Here is a 15,466-nt window from a genome sequence, read left to right on the forward strand (position 1 = left end):
ATTGGGCATGGGCCAAACAGGTCATTGGGCATGGGGCATGGGGCATGGGGCATTGGGCATTGGGCTATCCTCACTTTTTTGAGAAGCGCTATAGACGCGCTGTAACAAATTTTGAGGGCTGAAGCCCTGACTGCGAACCTAGTTTTGCGCTAATTTTGGCGGGCGGCCCATTAAGCCGGTCATCAAGCGCAAGGATACAAATCGGACTGGGGGAATTGTTCGCAAACACCATAATCCGAAGCGGCGAAATGCGACAATTGGCAGCCAAGTATTGGAAAATAATCTGTCTAGGAAATCGGTAAATCCTAACACAATTAAATTTTCTTTTTTGCGCCAGTTGTGATACCGTTTTAATACTCGCAAATCGCCGATGTCTTCGCCTTTTTGGTGGGCTTGCTGCAAGATTTGGGCGATCGCCCCAGCGTCACGAATACCCATATTTAAGCCCTGTCCGCCGACAGGATGGCAGCAGTGGGCAGCGTCGCCAATTAGCGCTAATCTGGGCAACACGTAGCGATCGCTCTGCATTAACTGCACCGGGAACAAAAAGCGATCGCCTTCCAACTCCAAACGGCCCAAAATCCCGCCCGTGCGTTGTTCTAATAAAGCTAAAAACTCTGTTTCGTCCATTGACTGCAAATCTTTTGCTTCCGCGTGGGGTGCTGTCCAAACTACTTGACAACGGTTCCCCGGTAATGGTAAGACTCCCATCGGGCCGCTCGGCCAAAAGCGCTCAAAAGCGATATCGTTGTGCGGTTTTTCTGCTTTAATGGTGATAGCAATGCAGGATTGCCAGTATTTCCAGCCGCGCGTGCTGATGTTGGCTTCGGTGCGGATGCGCGATTTATATCCGTCGGCTGCAACTAATAATTTGGTGCGAATTGTGCGAGTTGCGCCGTCTTGTTTGATCAGAATTTCAGCCGAATTAGTTAAATATTTTACCTCGACTACTTCCGCCGGACAAACCCAACTAAAATTAGGGTTTTTTGCCAAAGATTCTTGCAAAGCTGACAGCATGACTCGGTGCTCGCCAACGTAACCTAAAGCTGTTTTTGGTACCGGCAATTTGCCAGTATTTCCCAAGTCGGGGCGGTGGAATTCGACGACACCGGGATAGTCGCCGTCGCAGAGGCTAATTTGCTCGAAGGTGGTGATTTGTGGCAATATTTGTTCCCACACGCCGATACCTTCTAAAATCATTCCCGACAGTAGGGTAATTGCATAGGCTTGTTTTTTGGCTGCTGCGGCTGCGGGGAGTTGGGTTTCAATTATGGCGATTTTTAATCCTGAATCTTTGAGGGCGCAGGCTAAGGTTGCGCCGACTATGCCGCCTCCGACGATCGCGATATCATAGTCGAGTGTTGGTGTTTGGGTGGAGGCTGTGGTTGCAGAAAGTTGGTTTACGGGCATTTTCAAGGGTTTTTTTTAAGTGAATAATTATATTTACTATTTTATTGTAAAGAATTATTGCGATTTTAGGCGATCGCGCGACGGAGACGGGAGATGGGGAGATGGGGAGACGTTGAGAAATTTATGATTAATGACAACCATCAACTGCCAACTGCCAACTGCCAACTGCCAACTGCCAACTGTCAACTGCCAACTGTCAACTGTCAACTGTCTAATGACTAATGACCATTTCCTTTATATTTTCCGCAGCCAGGGCTAATACTTTCTGGGAAATCGGAATTTCTACGATAAACTCTGCACCTTCTCCGGGAGCGGAAACACACTGCAATTGGCCTTGGTGTTTGTCAACTATAATCTGATAGCTGATTGACAGTCCCAATCCGGTGCCTTTACCGACGGGTTTAGTAGTGAAAAATGGGTCAAACAACTTGTGAATGACTTCTTGATTGATTCCCATCCCGCTGTCGGCTATCCGAATTGTTGCTGTGTCTGAATTCGCACTGGTGCTAATCCGAATTGTGTTGGGATGAGCATATATTTCTTGGGAAGAACGCTGGCTGTTGTATTCTTCCAGGGCGTCGATCGCATTTGCTATAAGATTCATAAATACTTGATTGAGCTGACTTGGATAGCACTCGACTTTTGGAAAGTTGCCGTATTCTTTGATAATCTTAATAACCGGACGACCTGCATTAGCTTTGAGTCGGTGCTGCAAAATTAGCAAAGTGCTTTCGATTCCTTCGTGAATATCTACTAGCTTCATCTGCGATTCGTCGAGTCGCGAAAAGTTCCGCAAGGATACAACTAAGTCGCGGATGCGATCGGCTCCGACTTTCATTGATTCCAAAATCTTCGGAAAGTCTGCCATTAAGAAGTCGATTTCAATATCTTCCGTTACTTCGGCAATTTCCGGGAGGGGATTTGGGTATTTTTCCTGGTAAAGGTGGAGCAAACTGAGCAAGTCTGTGGCGTATTCGCTGGCGTGGGTGATGTTGCCGTAAATGAAGCTAATCGGGTTGTTAATTTCGTGGGCGACTCCGGCGACTAGCTGGCCGAGTGAAGAGATTTTTTCGGTTTGGATTAGTTGAGTTTGAGCTTGGTGCAAGTCGCGGAGAGCTTTTTCGAGCTGGACTGCTTGCGATCGATATTGTGCGGCTGATTGTTCCATCGTTGCCAAAACTTGCACTCGATCGCTAATATCGGTGTGAGTTCCCACCCATTCGCGAACGATACCGCCGGCTTCCAAAACGGGGACGGCGCGCACCCAAAAGTGTCTGTAGCTGCCGTCTGCTGCCCGCAAGCGGTGTTCGATTTCGTAGAGACTTTTTGTTTCTATGGTGCGCGTCCAAGCTTGTATTGTGCGATCGCGGTCTTCTGGGTGCACTGCTTCTATCCAGTTGTCCGTCATCTCTTCCAAGCTCATGCCCGTGTAAGCCATCCAATCCGGCTGAGGTTTGTCGAAGAATCCGCTAGCGTTTGTCGTCCAAACCATCTGTGCGGTGGCGATTGCTAGCGATCGATATCTTTCCTCGCTCAGACGCACCAATTCTTCGGCTTCTCGGTTGGCTGTCACGTCGCGCAAAATAGCTGTGAATATGATTTCGCCTGCAACTTCGAGTTTGGAAATAGAAGCTTCGGCGGGAAATTCTGTACCGTCTCGGCGGCGTCCTAAAATTTCTTTGCGGTTGCCCATTTTTCGGGCTTGTTTAACGCCAGCCCCGAAATTACTGACGAGGTGGCTGTGACTGACGGCGAAAGCTTCGGGCAACAGCAGGCTTAAGGATTGCCCGATCGCCTCAGCAGCATTCCATCCAAAAATCTGTTCTGCACCTTGGTTAAACAGGATAATTTTTTGATCAGCATCCACGGAAATAATCGCGTCGTCGGCAATTTCTACAATGCCGGCGAAACGAGCTTGAGAGAGTTGCAGCGCTTGTTCAGCTTGTTTGCGATGGCTGATGTCGCGGACGATCGTGGAAATGTATCCGAGTTTGTCGCCGGATGCGGAGTGGGAGATGATGACTTGGCTGACGGGAATTTCCAGGCCCGATGCTGACACAAAGGTTGTTTCTCCGTTCCAAACGCCCCCGGAAGCTACAGTGGCGATCGCCTCTTTCAAGGTGCTGCGGGCTGAGGCTGCTGTGAATTCTGCAATTTGTTGGTGGGATATATCCGCGTTTTCGTCGATACCCACCATTTTTCTGCCTGCTTTGTTAATGTAAACGGCGCGTCCTTCGAGGTCGCCGATACCTACAAAATCCGGCGTTGCTTCCAGAATTGCTACCAGATTGTTTTTGGCTACTTCGGCTTCTTTGCTCTCAGTAATATCCCGCGAAATGCTAACTATACCGCTGATATTTCCTTGCCAGTCCCGGTAAGCGTTTTTGGTAGAAAGAAATGTCCGCAAATTGCCTTTAACTGCCAGTTCTTCTTCTATAACTTGCGTTTTTCCTGCTGCCACTATCTGGCGGTCTATTTTCTTAATATTGCCTGCAATTTCCGCCGGAAATAACTCGCTATCATCTCTGCCGATAATATCATCTTCCGACTTGCCAATTATACTTGCTCCCGCAGCGTTGAGCATCGTGTAACGGCCATGAATATCTTTAACAAACAGGGCTGTTGGCATACTGTTGATGACTGTCAGGAACAGGTTGTAGTTTTTTTGGAGCGCCTGCTTTGTTGTTTGAGAATCGAGAATTTGTTGCTGCAATTGCTCGTTGGTAATTTGCAGTTGGAGAGTCCGTTTTTCTACTTGAGTTTCTAGGTCTAATTTAGCTTTTCTCAATCCCATTTCTGCTCGATGGCGCTTCCGGTCTGCCGTGCAAAGAGTCTTCGCATTCTGCCAAATCAAAACCGTAAAAATAATTACGTTTAATACACTTAATAGCGATAGTCCTAGCTCTGGTTCGTAGGCTTTAAATCGATCTCCTGAAATGATGAATAAACCCGCTAAAGGCGGGATAACAATCGCTTGGGGCAATAAGCGCCTCGCCATAACGCCGCCCGCGCGATCGCTGGCAATTACTGCTATAAATCCTCGCTCTGGATTGGCAAATAAAATTCCGAGGCTCAGCAACATAAATGCTACGGAAGTGTGCAAAGCCATTCCTGTATTATCGCCAATTCGGTAAAATAAAGCTTTGCCGTAGATGTAGCCTATCAAACCCAGAAATGCAATTAAAAATGCACAACAGCTTAAGATTTGAACCCGCAGGTATTTAGGGCGACGTTCTGACAGCAGCAACTGGGCTGTTCCCAGCAATAAAAAAGCAGCAGCAGTATTTGGTGCCATGCGTCCCGGTGTTGAGAGGCTTGTCAGGGTGTAACCTTCTTTAAATAGTAGTTGGTCAATGCCTAAGTCTAAATTAAAGCTATATTGAACGAGGGTGAGTAGGCTAATTAATATAAGTAAAAATGAACTGCTATAACTTAAAAAGTTATAGTTTTTTTGATATTTTGTTGTTGTTAATTCGCTGTGGCTGCGCTGTTGGAGGAACAGAGAAAGCCCGCCCAAAATAAAGCAGACGGCTGTATTGGCTTTCATTGTCACGAGTCCGGGCAGAATGCTTTTTAAGAGTTGGAGGTCGAATATCCAACCCAAAATGACTGTACAGCCGATCGCGATTACTGCAATTCCAGCTTTTTTGGCAAAAGACTGGAGTGCAACAATTGTGGTTGAGGGTGACTGCGCTGGTGCGGGTAAAAAACGTTCCAATTTCTCGATACCTCAAATTATTTGTTTTTCTACGTATCTAAGGTAGCAATAAACACTATAGTTATATTGTTGCCCCTTATACAAAGCTGCTTAAGATATTGTTAAAACTGCATAGCATAAAATATTAATTATCTTATCTAACTTGAGAGAGAGTGTCAACTGAAAATCAAAGGTTCTGGTGTAGAAGGTATTTGGCAGAATTCCATAATTTTTCTTGATTGTTAGTTAGAACCAAAAATTCCTTGTTCCTTGTTCCTTCTTGCGGGGAAATTAGCGATCGCCCGATTCATCCGTCCAAATAAGACTCAGCGGTTGAAACCGCGTCTACACAAACAAAGTCCGCCTTCGCGGACTCAAGAGGCCGTATTAAAACCGGATTTTGGTATCAAATCTTACATCAATGGTCTTGGGTTTCGTTCTTTAACTAATGACTAATGACTAATGACTAATGACTAATGACCAATGACCAATGACTACTGTCAACTGTCAACTGTCAACTGTTGAAGTGCTTCCAAAGCTTCGGTTGCTGATGGGTAACGCTGGGGGAAAGCGTAAAGCACCATCTGGTCTAAAATGCTAGCAAACTGCGGGGTAACAGTTGCATTTTTCTGCCAGATGAGATTGCCTAAGTTATCGACTCTGAGTTGTTTCGGCCGCATCCCTGTCAAGGCTTGAATCCCGATGATTCCGACAGCATAGATGTCGCTGCAAAATTTCGGCGAGCCGATGGCTTGTTCGGGGGGAATGTAGTCTTGTTGAGTGCCGCCGCGCGATCGCGTTTGGCCTGTGCTGTTTTGGGAGCTGTTGATTTCTTTAACTGCTCCAAAGTCAATTAATACAATCTTGCCGTCTGATGCGCGCTCGATTAAGTTTTGAGGGTGAACGTCGCGGTGAATTACATTTTGTTTGTGAACGAAGGCCATCACTTCTAAGATATCTTTTAACAAAGCAATAACGCGATGTTCTTCCCAGGGTTGACCTTCGATTAATTCTTGATATAGGGGTTCTCCTTCGATGAATTGATAGACTAAATAAAAATACCCGTTTTCTTCAAATCGAGCTAACAGTTCCGGTATCCGATCGTGTTTTCCCAAGCGATATAACACTCGCGTTTCTCGATCGAATAGCTGGCTGGTTCTGTCTGACTGGCTTTTCAGGCGCTTGACGAGACACAAAGGTCGATCGGGCAAATTTTCATCTTCAGCGAGATAGGTATCGCTGTACTCGGTGCTCGCCAAATGTTCTCGGATTCGGTAACGCATCCGCAGTAGCTTTCCCAATATCGGATCGAGAGATTGAGCTGGTTGCGTGTCTTTTTGTACACCTCTGATGATGCAGTCCCAAAGATTTGCTCCGACTACTCTTTCTTCTGGTTCAATAATTCCTGCTTGCTTCAGTACCTTGGTGAGGTCTTTCCACAAGTTGTAGCCGACATAGCGGCCCAGGTAGCCCACTGTGTAGCCACGGGCGATCGGATCGTTGTGCTGAATTTCTTGGTATGTCAAACCCCCTAAAACGCCTTGCGCGATCGACTGTTGCAACCGAGTTAGGCGTTTTTGGGTTTGTTCATAAACCAGATTGTCTAAAAAATTTATTGCTTCTTCTACTGTCATTGTTTTATGGCTTAAGTTACTCGTGCAGCTACATATTGTGTTCTTGTCTTTATGTTATATAGGGTTTAATTGAAATTTACTAGATTTTTTTGAACTTGAAATATATCTTGATAAATATGATTTTTATGAAACTCAAATTATGACTTTTATGAATTTGATTTAGTTGACAGATGGTTGATGTCTTAGTGTTAATTTACGGATTTCTAGAGGAACTTGCCCAAAAGATCGAACGGCGGTTTCAACCGCCGTGTTTGATTTATTGCAACCCACGGAGGTGGGTTTTGTGTGTGTAGGCGCGGTTTCAACCGCCGTCTGCATCTACAAACAAAACAGTTAATTTTTAATTTTGTTAACGTAGCCCCACAAACTGTAATCGCGGCTCAGCCAACCCCGGAAAAAAGCCATTTGACTCGGATCTTCTTGCACCCGTTTGTAACGGTAAATAATCCGTTCGTTAATCATTTGTAGCGCTGTATTTTTGTTATTAGCAACTTTCAATGCTTCCCTGGTGCGCGCATCAAAAACACCGCTTTGTGGCAATCCTAAAGCTTGCTGCAAAAATGTAATAGAATTGTTAATACCGAAATTAACTGCGGTGTCAAACATGACGATCGCCAAAGCAGGCTGCATAGTTCCCGAAAGACTAGAATCCCAGTAATATTTATAAATTTCTAGGAGCTCTGCTTCCGACATTTGCGTCACGTCGAGGGGCGGCAGCCCGCGACTGTAGCGGTACGAGTTGTATTCTGTTTGGAGAACGCCTCGATAGGTTCTGCCGCCCTTATCGGCTGGGTGATTGCTGAATCCGCCCTCAAAATATAAGGTGAAATAAAGAGCAGTTTGAAATACTCGCTGCCGAAAGTTCGCTGTTTGCTGCTGTGCCAGAGTCTTTTGGGCAAAAGGCAAGGGGATTGCTAAGGCTAACAAGAGTATCCCCAGCAGGAGGTTTGGCTTCCACTTGATGTTAGGTTGGTGCTGTGTCGCTTGCTTGTCGCTCATAAATTCTCTGTGACGATCGCGCGTAATTCCGGTAAAACTGGTACTCTGCAAAATAATATAGATTCAACCTTTAACTTGATAGCACACATAGGCCGCCAAATGAATTCCGATTTTCGCAACCAATCCGAAACACCCCAATTTGAAGATGCTGCATCGCTGACAGTCGTTGCAGAAACCTATTACTCCCAAGGCGATTTAGCAGCCGCCATCGCTGCTTGTCGCCGAGCTCTGGAATTGCAACCGGATTGGGCGGCGGCTTACGTGACAATGGGTAATGTGCAGCAAGCCAGCGGCCAAATTGAGGAGGCGATGCGGTTTTATTCGGAGGCGATCGCCCTAAATCCCGATTTTGCTGAGGCCTATGCTAATTTAGGCAGTATGCTCTACAAGCAAGGGCGTTTGGTGGAGGCGATTGTCAATTACCAAAAGGCGATCGAACTCAAGCCAACTTTGGCCGCTGCTTACTGGAATTTGGCAAGCGCACTGAAGCAGCAGGGGCAATCGGATGCAGCCGTAGCCTATGAGCAAAAAGCCCTAGAACTCAATCCCAATCTGGCTCAGGTTGATTTTCACATAAATTTAGGCGATAAATTAGCGCGGCAGGGGCAGTTAGATGAGGCTGTGGCTGCATGGCAACGGGCGATCGCTTTCAAACCCGATTTACCCGAAGCATACTGTCAAATTGGCATAATTTTGCGCCACCAGGGCAAGTTTAAAGATGCCATACCCAACCTGCAAAAAGCCCTAGAAATTAAACCAGATTTTATTGCCGCCCACCAACATTTGTGCGGCATCCTCCGAGATACTAGCGATTTAGCAGCCGCGCGCCAAGCCGTACACAAATACAGCCAAATGTGCGCGGAAACCGATCCAATTATGACGGCGATTTACTACGTCAGCACCTATCAAGTGTCGGGATTGAATCAAATTGCAGGCGATCGATTTTTAGAACTAGAATCATACTTGCAGAACAACTTAGAAACGGCTAGCCCGGTAGAAATTAAATCGCTTTATGCAAACTTGTTATTCAGCACGCCCTATCTGCGAGATGACTTGGCAGCCAACTCTAAACTTTACAGATTAATTGCCCAAAAGTACATCGAAAAATGTATCAAACCTAATTTTTCTCAACCCGTAAGTTATAGTCTCAAGCCAACAAATAGCAAATTAAAAATCGGTTTTTTGTCCAATCACTTCAGCCGCCATTCTGTAGGTTGGTGCAGCGCTGACATCATTCGCGAATTGTCCGTCATCACACCCAATTTGTATCTGTACGCTTCCGAAAGAATTGTTCCTGACGATCGCACTCAACAATTTGACAGTTTCGGTAAACTGACTTTCCCAAAAACTTACCCCAACGGACTTGCCAATTCCGCAGAAATTATCAACCAAATTCAGCAAGATGAATTAGATATTTTAGTCGATTTAGATTCTCTCAGCGTACCAGTTCACGCAGATATTCTTCACCAAAAACCCGCGCCAGTTTGTGTTTCCTGGTTGGGATTTGATGCACCTTACATATCCTCGAAAAATTACTTTCTTACAGACTGGTACTCGCACCCAGCAGGTAGGGAAAAATATTATGACGAGCAACTAATTAGGATGCCGGATTCCTTTGTAGCGGTATCAGGTTTTCAGAGGTATGGAGTCGATCCGGTGGCATTGAGAAAGTCGAATCGGATCGGTTTGGATCAGATAGTTTACCTGTGCGTCGCTCCGGGCAGAAAATTTAATCGCGACTTAGTAAAAGCACAAGTTGCGATTCTCAAACAAGTTCCGAACAGTATTTTAATTCACAAAGCTTTGGGCGATGCTGCGGTGTTTGAGGGTGCGTATCATCAAGCTTGCGAAGCTGAGGGAGTTAGCCGGCATCGAATTAAGTTTTTGCCGAGGTTTGCTACGGAGGAAGAGCACAGAATTATCTATTTGCTGGCTGATGTTTTGTTAGATTCTTATCCTTACAATGGAGGTACTCACACTTTAGAGGCTTTGTGGTTTGATTTGCCGGTGGTGACTCGCACCGGAGAGCAGTTTTTGTCGAGAATGGGTTATTCGTTTTTGCAGGCTTTGGGAATTGAAACTGGTGTGGCTTGGTCTTGGGCTGAATATGTGAATTTGGGTGTAAAATTGGGTAAAGATGGTGAATTGAGAAAGGCAATTCAAGCACATTTAATTAAGTCTAAAGACTCTGGAAGTTTGTCACCGTTGTGGAATCCGAAAAAGTTTGCGGGTGATATGTATGGGGTGTTTGAAAAGTTGTGTAAAATGGTTTGACGCGCTAGTTATAAGGGTAAGATACGCAGTCATTGGTGTCAAATTAAGCCTAAAACCGTTGATAAATCTCGCTTTTATCCGAGACCAGATCCCCCTAAATCCCCCTTAAGAAGGGGGACTTTGAGAAGATTCTTGTCCCCCCCTTAAGAAGGGGGGCTAGGGGGGATCTGGCCTCAGAGGTAAACAGCAGTATGTAACTACGTTTGACGTTAAGTTGACACCAATGGTGCGCGATGCACACCCTACAATGACTAATCTAAAATCTAAAATCTAAAATCTAAAATGAATTTGACACTACCAACTATTAAGTTTTTGAAACAGCCGACTTCGGAAGCTTGGATCGAACAGACGATCGCCCATTTGGATACAATCTTGTTAGATCATTCTCACTGCGAGCGGAAAGCGGCGGGAGTAGCGTTAAATTTAATGTTTCGCTACCCAGCGCGGGAAAAATTGGTGAGGATGCTAACAGTGATCGCCCGCGAAGAATTAGAGCATTTCGAGCAAGTCAACCAGCGGTTAGAAGAGCGCGGTATCGCTTTGGGGCCTTTGGCTGCGCCTCCCTACGGTGCCGGTTTGTCCGCCCAAATTCGCAAACAGGAACCGGAGAGACTTTTGGATTCTTTGCTGGTTTCTGCTTTGATTGAAGCGCGGAGTCACGAACGGCTGGGGCTGTTGGGCGATCGTTGTCCTGACGCAGAATTAGCTAAGTTTTATCGTAGTTTGATGGCTTCGGAAGCGCGCCATTATGGGGTATATTGGATTTTAGCCACAACTTATTGCGATCGCACTCTGGTGATGGAGAGGCTAGAAGAATTATCATTGGTAGAAAGTCAGTTGCTGGCAACTCTTTATCCTGAACCGAGAATTCACAGTTAAAAGTTGGGTGCATTTAACGACTGTCAAATGCGAGAAAATCAGTAATTTTACGGTTGCTAAAGTCAAAAAAATAATGTAAGTTGCAACAACTAATGAAAACCCAACATCTCGATTTTTTGATTCGTTCATGGGAAACGCGCGATCGGGCGGAGGCCTTCAATTTAATTAAAAATATTTTAGCAGAATACGGTTTAAACTGTGAGCCTTGCGGGGCCGATCGAGATGTCTATGATGTCGAATTATTTTATCATAAAAATGGTGGAGAATTTTGGGTAGTAGAACGGCAAGCAGAAATCGTGGGTACAGCAGCTTACTATCCCATTGAGCGCGGTAAAAATGCTGTGGAAATTCGCAAAATGTATATTTTGCCAGCAGCAAGGAGACAAGGTTTGGGGAAGTTTTTACTGCAAGAGTTGGAAAGTATAATAATGGCTCGCGGCTTTGATGAAATCTGGATCGAAACTGCTAGCATTCTTAAGGAAGCTGTTATATTGTACGAAAATAATGGATATCTACCGACGACGGGTGTGGAAACGCCAAGGTGCGATCGGGTTTATGTTAAATCTTTAGGTTAGAAGCAAAGTCTAAAAAACCGGGTTTCTGAGAAAATCTCAGTGGGTGGCAAAATATCTCGGAAGAAACCCGGTTTCTGGGAATTTTGCATTGGGTTTTAATTCGTTTTTTGCCGCAGCGGAATCTCGATCGCAAATTCCGAACCTTCTCCCAATACAGAATTGCAAGAAAGCTGGCCGCCATGTTTTTCTACGACAATAGAGTGCGAAATTGCCAATCCTAAGCCCGTGCCTTTGCCGACGGGTTTTGTGGTAAAAAATGGGTCAAACAAGCGCAGTTTCACGTCTTCGCTGATTCCGGGGCCGCTGTCAGTTATACGCATCGCCACGCAGTTATTGTCGGTTACTTCGGTGCGAATCGTAATTGTGAGATTTTTGCCCGTGCGAGAGAACTTATCAATTTCCATTTCCACAGCGTCGATCGCATTAGTCAACAAATTCATAAATACTTGATTTAACTGACCGGGATAACATTCTACTAAAGGCAATTTACCGTATTCTTTGATAAGATTAATAGGCGGGCGATCTGGTTTATTTTTCAGGCGGTTTTGCAAAATCATCAGCGTGCTTTCGATGCCTTCGTGAATGTCAACTTGTTTCATTTCGGCTTCGTCAAGTCTTGAGAAAGTCCGCAGGCTCAAAACAATGTCGCGGATGCGATCGGCTCCGACTTTCATAGATGTGACAATTTTTGGTAAATCTTCAATAATATAATCAATTTCCAAGTCTTCTCTGGCATCTAAAATTGCTGCGGTAGGCTGCGGGTATTCACGCTGGTAAAATTGCAGCATTTTTCGTAATTTTTGAGTGTATTCGCTAACGTAGCTGAGATTACCGTAGATAAAGTTAACTGGGTTGTTGATTTCGTGGGCGACACCTGCTACTAATTGTCCCAAACTTGACATTTTTTCACTTTGAATTAATTGAGTTTGCGTGCGTTGTAGTTGGTGCAAAGTTTGTTCTAGCTGTTGGGTTTGAGCTTGGGCTAATTGGGCGGTTGTGCGGCTTTGGGTGTACAATTCGGCGTGCTCGATCGCGATCGCAATTTGAGCAATTACTGCTTGCATCAGCTCGACTTCCGAATCGCTCCAATGGCGCGCGGACAGAGCCTGATAGCAGCTAATCGTGCCTATATCGCCGGAAGTAGTATGAACCGGCAGCGACAGCACTGAGTTAATTTTAAATGCTTGGAAAATTGCGCGCACTTCTACATCTTCAAAAAAGCTAAGATCATCAACTCGCATAATTTGTCGGCCCAAAATCTGCTGCACTGCGGCACTAGATTGGTCATCTACAGCATAAGTACCAAGCAAACTAGGCAAATTTGCATTCTTTGCTTCGCAAACTATTTCCCACATTGGAGGATTGCTGTTGGGGCGATACCAAATGAAGATGCACCAATCTAGCTGCATCAGATTGCGAATTTCTTGAACGGCGGTTGCTAAAATTGTGTCTAAATCTAAAGAATTGCGGATTTGGTTGGCAATTTGATTCAGCAGTTGTTCTCGCTGAGCTTGCTGTCTCAGTGCTTGTTCCGATCGCACTAATGTTTCTTCGGCAAGTTTGCGATCGGTTAAATCTTGGACGACTGCTTGGATAATTTTTTCATTTCCAACTTCGATGACTGTCAGCACGACTTCTGCGGGAAAATCCGTACCGTCTAAGCGCTGGTGAACCCACTCAAAACGGTGGTTTCCCCGCTCAAAGGCGATCGCCATCATTTCGTCGGCTATGCTCAAAGAATCTCTGCCATTGGGTTGGAAAAAAGGCGACAGTTGGCCTGGTTTTTTGCTGTACAACTGTTGCGGGGCGGTGCAGCCAAATAGTTTTAGGGTGGCTGTGTTGGCATCTGCGATGCGACTGTCATATAACATAAAAACAGGCAAACTGGTTAATTCGTAGAGCGATCGAAATTTGGCTTCCGACTGTTGCAATGCCGCTTCTGTTTGTTTGCGATCGGTAATGTCGGCAACCATTGCCAAAGCGCCGACATAGCGCCCTTCTTTGTCTGACAAGGAATTAGTAGAAACCATCGCCCACAAGTCGCTGCCGTCTCGACGAAGGAACTTAAAATCGTGCTTTTCGCTAATTCCTTCACGGCGGCGGTTGAGATTGGCTTCGGCGATCGCCACGCCTTCTGCATCCATGAAAGCAAATAGCGACTGCCCGATCATTTCGTTGGCGGTACAGGCGAGCATATCGACCATTTTTTGGTTGACAAAAGTAGTTTTACCCTCCGCATCGATCGTCCAAATTCCTTCATCTGCTGTCTCGACAATGCACCTGTATTTTTCCTCGCTTTCCCGGAGGGCTTCTTCTGCTAAGTGACGCTCCGTAATGTTTTGAGCCATTAACAATCCGCCGCTGATTTCTTGCCGCTTGTTTCTGACTGGCAAAGTGTAACCGAGGTAAATGCGATCGCCGTAAGTAAATTCTGAAACAACGGTTTCTCCTGCGAGCGCCGCCCGATAATTCGGCTCGAAGATACTGCAAAAATCCGGCTCGAATACTTCCCAGATTGTCTTGCCTTCCATCAACTCTTTGGAAAGTCCCACAGCGGCTAATTCTGTACCTTCTACCAGGGTGTAGCGCATTTCTTTGTCAAACAGCATCACTGCACCGTTAGGAAAGTTGCTTGCCATAGTGCGGTAAAGCTGTTCGCTTTTTTCCAGTGCTACTTCAGCTTGTTTGCGATCGCTAATGTCAACTACAACTGCACCGATGCCGATCGCCTCACCGTCTTTGTCGAGCAGAGGAAAATAAGAGCCTGTAATATCTCGAACAACCCCAGGCTGCTTTGGACTTTCACCGCTCATATCTATGTTAATTAGGGGCTCTTTCGTTCTCAAAATTTGTTCGTACAAAGGCTCTACGATTGGAGCCAAATTCTGCAATATTTCGCTTACAGTCTTGCCAATATGTTCTGCTGGGTTCAGGCAATTTATTTCTGCTAGGTATGGATTAATTTGCACGTACCGCAATTGGGAGTCCAAAATGCAAAGTCCCACCGGCGCATCATTGAAAAAAGCATCAAAACGATCTTGTCTCTGTGCTAATTCTTGTTCTAAAGCTTTGCAATCGCTAATATCCCTGATGCAGCCCACACTCCCAAAGACTTCGCCACCAACATCTTTAACCAGAGAAATTGATAAGTGCGAGTAAAAGTCTTCTCCAGACTTGCGCTGCATAGTAATTTCTAGTTCACACTCGCCTGTTTTTTCTAGCGGTTTTGTCACCAATTCTAATACTAATTCCCGCTGTTTCGGCGGATATATTAGACTAACATCTTGACCAACAACTTCACTTGTTTCGTAGCCGTAAAGCCTTTGAGCCTCTTTATTCCAACTGGTGATTGAGCCGTTCGTATCCGTGCAAATTACGGCTTCGCGAATTTGATCTAAAATCTGATTTTGCAGCTCCAGTTTCGATTTTGCTTGTTCCAGTTCGGCGATTTTTTGTTGGAGTAGTTCCTGAGTTTTTGTCAGTTCCGCAGTCTGGTTTGCCAGCAATTTTTCTAGATGTGAATTGCAGTGCGGTGGCGCTGATTCCCGTGGCTGACTGTTTTCATCCCGATGATTTAAAATCTTTTCAGCACTCAGCCAAATCACGCATTCTCCATCAGTTGCAATTGCCCGCTCGGAAACTCGCACGGATACGAAATGGTTATTTTTATGTTTGTATGCTGCTTCGCACGGGCTAGTACAGCTATTTTTTGCTGGAATTTCTAAATATTTTTCTCTACCAACGCAATCTGTTTGCAGAATTTCCCAGTAATTGAGGTTGAGAGTTTCTGCAACTGTGTAACCGATAATACTTGCAAAAGCTGGATTGATGTCTAGAAAACTCCCGTCTGTCCGGCACAATGCCAGCCCTAGCGGGCACAGTTGTAACAATTTGCGGTGGGAGCGATCGCGCTTGGCTTTTCCTAACTGGCTTTGCATCTGACATAGCTGGACTTGGGTTATTTAATTATATCTTTTTATCTTGTTTATTGCTGTAAC

The 15,466-nt window shown here is 45.4% G+C and carries 9 protein-coding genes; 3 read left to right on the forward strand and 6 right to left on the reverse strand.

The features are described 5' to 3' along the window. Positions 1-138 precede the first annotated feature (138 nt). The 5 genes from K4039_RS08110 to K4039_RS08130 form a co-directional block, all read right to left on the reverse strand. Positions 139-1,410 (reverse strand): FAD-dependent hydroxylase, encoded by a 1,272-nt coding sequence (locus K4039_RS08110; RefSeq protein ID WP_265234640.1) that lies wholly within the window; start codon positions 1,408-1,410, stop codon positions 139-141. 54 nt (positions 1,411-1,464) lie between these two features. Continuing rightward, positions 1,465-1,617 (reverse strand): hypothetical protein, encoded by a 153-nt coding sequence (locus K4039_RS08115; RefSeq protein WP_265234641.1) that lies wholly within the window; start codon positions 1,615-1,617, stop codon positions 1,465-1,467. Between the two features lie 4 nt (positions 1,618-1,621). After that, positions 1,622-5,128 (reverse strand): PAS domain S-box protein, encoded by a 3,507-nt coding sequence (locus K4039_RS08120; RefSeq protein WP_265234643.1) that lies wholly within the window; start codon positions 5,126-5,128, stop codon positions 1,622-1,624. A gap of 479 nt (positions 5,129-5,607) precedes the next feature. After that, the gene (locus K4039_RS08125; RefSeq protein ID WP_265234645.1) at positions 5,608-6,741 is read right to left on the reverse strand and encodes a serine/threonine-protein kinase; all 1,134 of its coding nucleotides are present in this window, start codon (positions 6,739-6,741) and stop codon (positions 5,608-5,610) included. 333 nt (positions 6,742-7,074) lie between these two features. After that, a complete protein-coding gene (locus K4039_RS08130) occupies positions 7,075-7,740 on the reverse strand; it encodes a glycoside hydrolase family 108 protein (RefSeq protein ID WP_265234646.1) in 666 nt (221 codons plus the stop codon). Positions 7,741-7,839: 99 nt separating this feature from the next. Between K4039_RS08130 and K4039_RS08135 the strand changes: the two genes are divergently transcribed. From K4039_RS08135 to K4039_RS08145, 3 genes are all read left to right on the forward strand, one after another. Further along, complete coding sequence (locus K4039_RS08135) at positions 7,840-10,014, forward strand: tetratricopeptide repeat protein (RefSeq protein ID WP_265234647.1); 2,175 nt, start codon at positions 7,840-7,842, stop codon at positions 10,012-10,014. Between the two features lie 282 nt (positions 10,015-10,296). Continuing rightward, complete coding sequence (locus K4039_RS08140; RefSeq protein ID WP_265234648.1) at positions 10,297-10,893, forward strand: tRNA-(ms[2]io[6]A)-hydroxylase; 597 nt, start codon at positions 10,297-10,299, stop codon at positions 10,891-10,893. Between the two features lie 92 nt (positions 10,894-10,985). After that, complete coding sequence (locus tag K4039_RS08145) at positions 10,986-11,468, forward strand: GNAT family N-acetyltransferase (RefSeq protein WP_265234649.1); 483 nt, start codon at positions 10,986-10,988, stop codon at positions 11,466-11,468. 95 nt (positions 11,469-11,563) lie between these two features. Here K4039_RS08145 and K4039_RS08150 read toward each other — a convergent pair whose 3' ends face one another. Continuing rightward, the gene (locus K4039_RS08150; protein WP_265234650.1) at positions 11,564-15,406 is read right to left on the reverse strand and encodes a PAS domain S-box protein; all 3,843 of its coding nucleotides are present in this window, start codon (positions 15,404-15,406) and stop codon (positions 11,564-11,566) included. Positions 15,407-15,466: the final 60 nt, after the last annotated feature.

Origin of the sequence: Lyngbya sp. CCAP 1446/10, from assembly GCF_026130175.1 — a bacterium.
Taxonomy (GTDB): Bacteria; Cyanobacteriota; Cyanobacteriia; order Cyanobacteriales; family Microcoleaceae; genus Microcoleus.

What these genes read in the sequence shown, in the direction of transcription:
- K4039_RS08150 (WP_265234650.1), bottom strand. Translation starts at nt 15,406, where the DNA reads ATGCAAAGCCAGTTAGGAAAAGCCAAGCGCGATCGCTCCCACCGCAAA.
- K4039_RS08140 (WP_265234648.1), top strand. Translation starts at nt 10,297, where the DNA reads ATGAATTTGACACTACCAACTATTAAGTTTTTGAAACAGCCGACTTCG.
- K4039_RS08135 (WP_265234647.1), top strand. Translation starts at nt 7,840, where the DNA reads ATGAATTCCGATTTTCGCAACCAATCCGAAACACCCCAATTTGAAGAT.
- K4039_RS08125 (WP_265234645.1), bottom strand. Translation starts at nt 6,741, where the DNA reads ATGACAGTAGAAGAAGCAATAAATTTTTTAGACAATCTGGTTTATGAA.
- K4039_RS08145 (WP_265234649.1), top strand. Translation starts at nt 10,986, where the DNA reads ATGAAAACCCAACATCTCGATTTTTTGATTCGTTCATGGGAAACGCGC.
- K4039_RS08130 (WP_265234646.1), bottom strand. Translation starts at nt 7,740, where the DNA reads ATGAGCGACAAGCAAGCGACACAGCACCAACCTAACATCAAGTGGAAG.
- K4039_RS08110 (WP_265234640.1), bottom strand. Translation starts at nt 1,410, where the DNA reads ATGCCCGTAAACCAACTTTCTGCAACCACAGCCTCCACCCAAACACCA.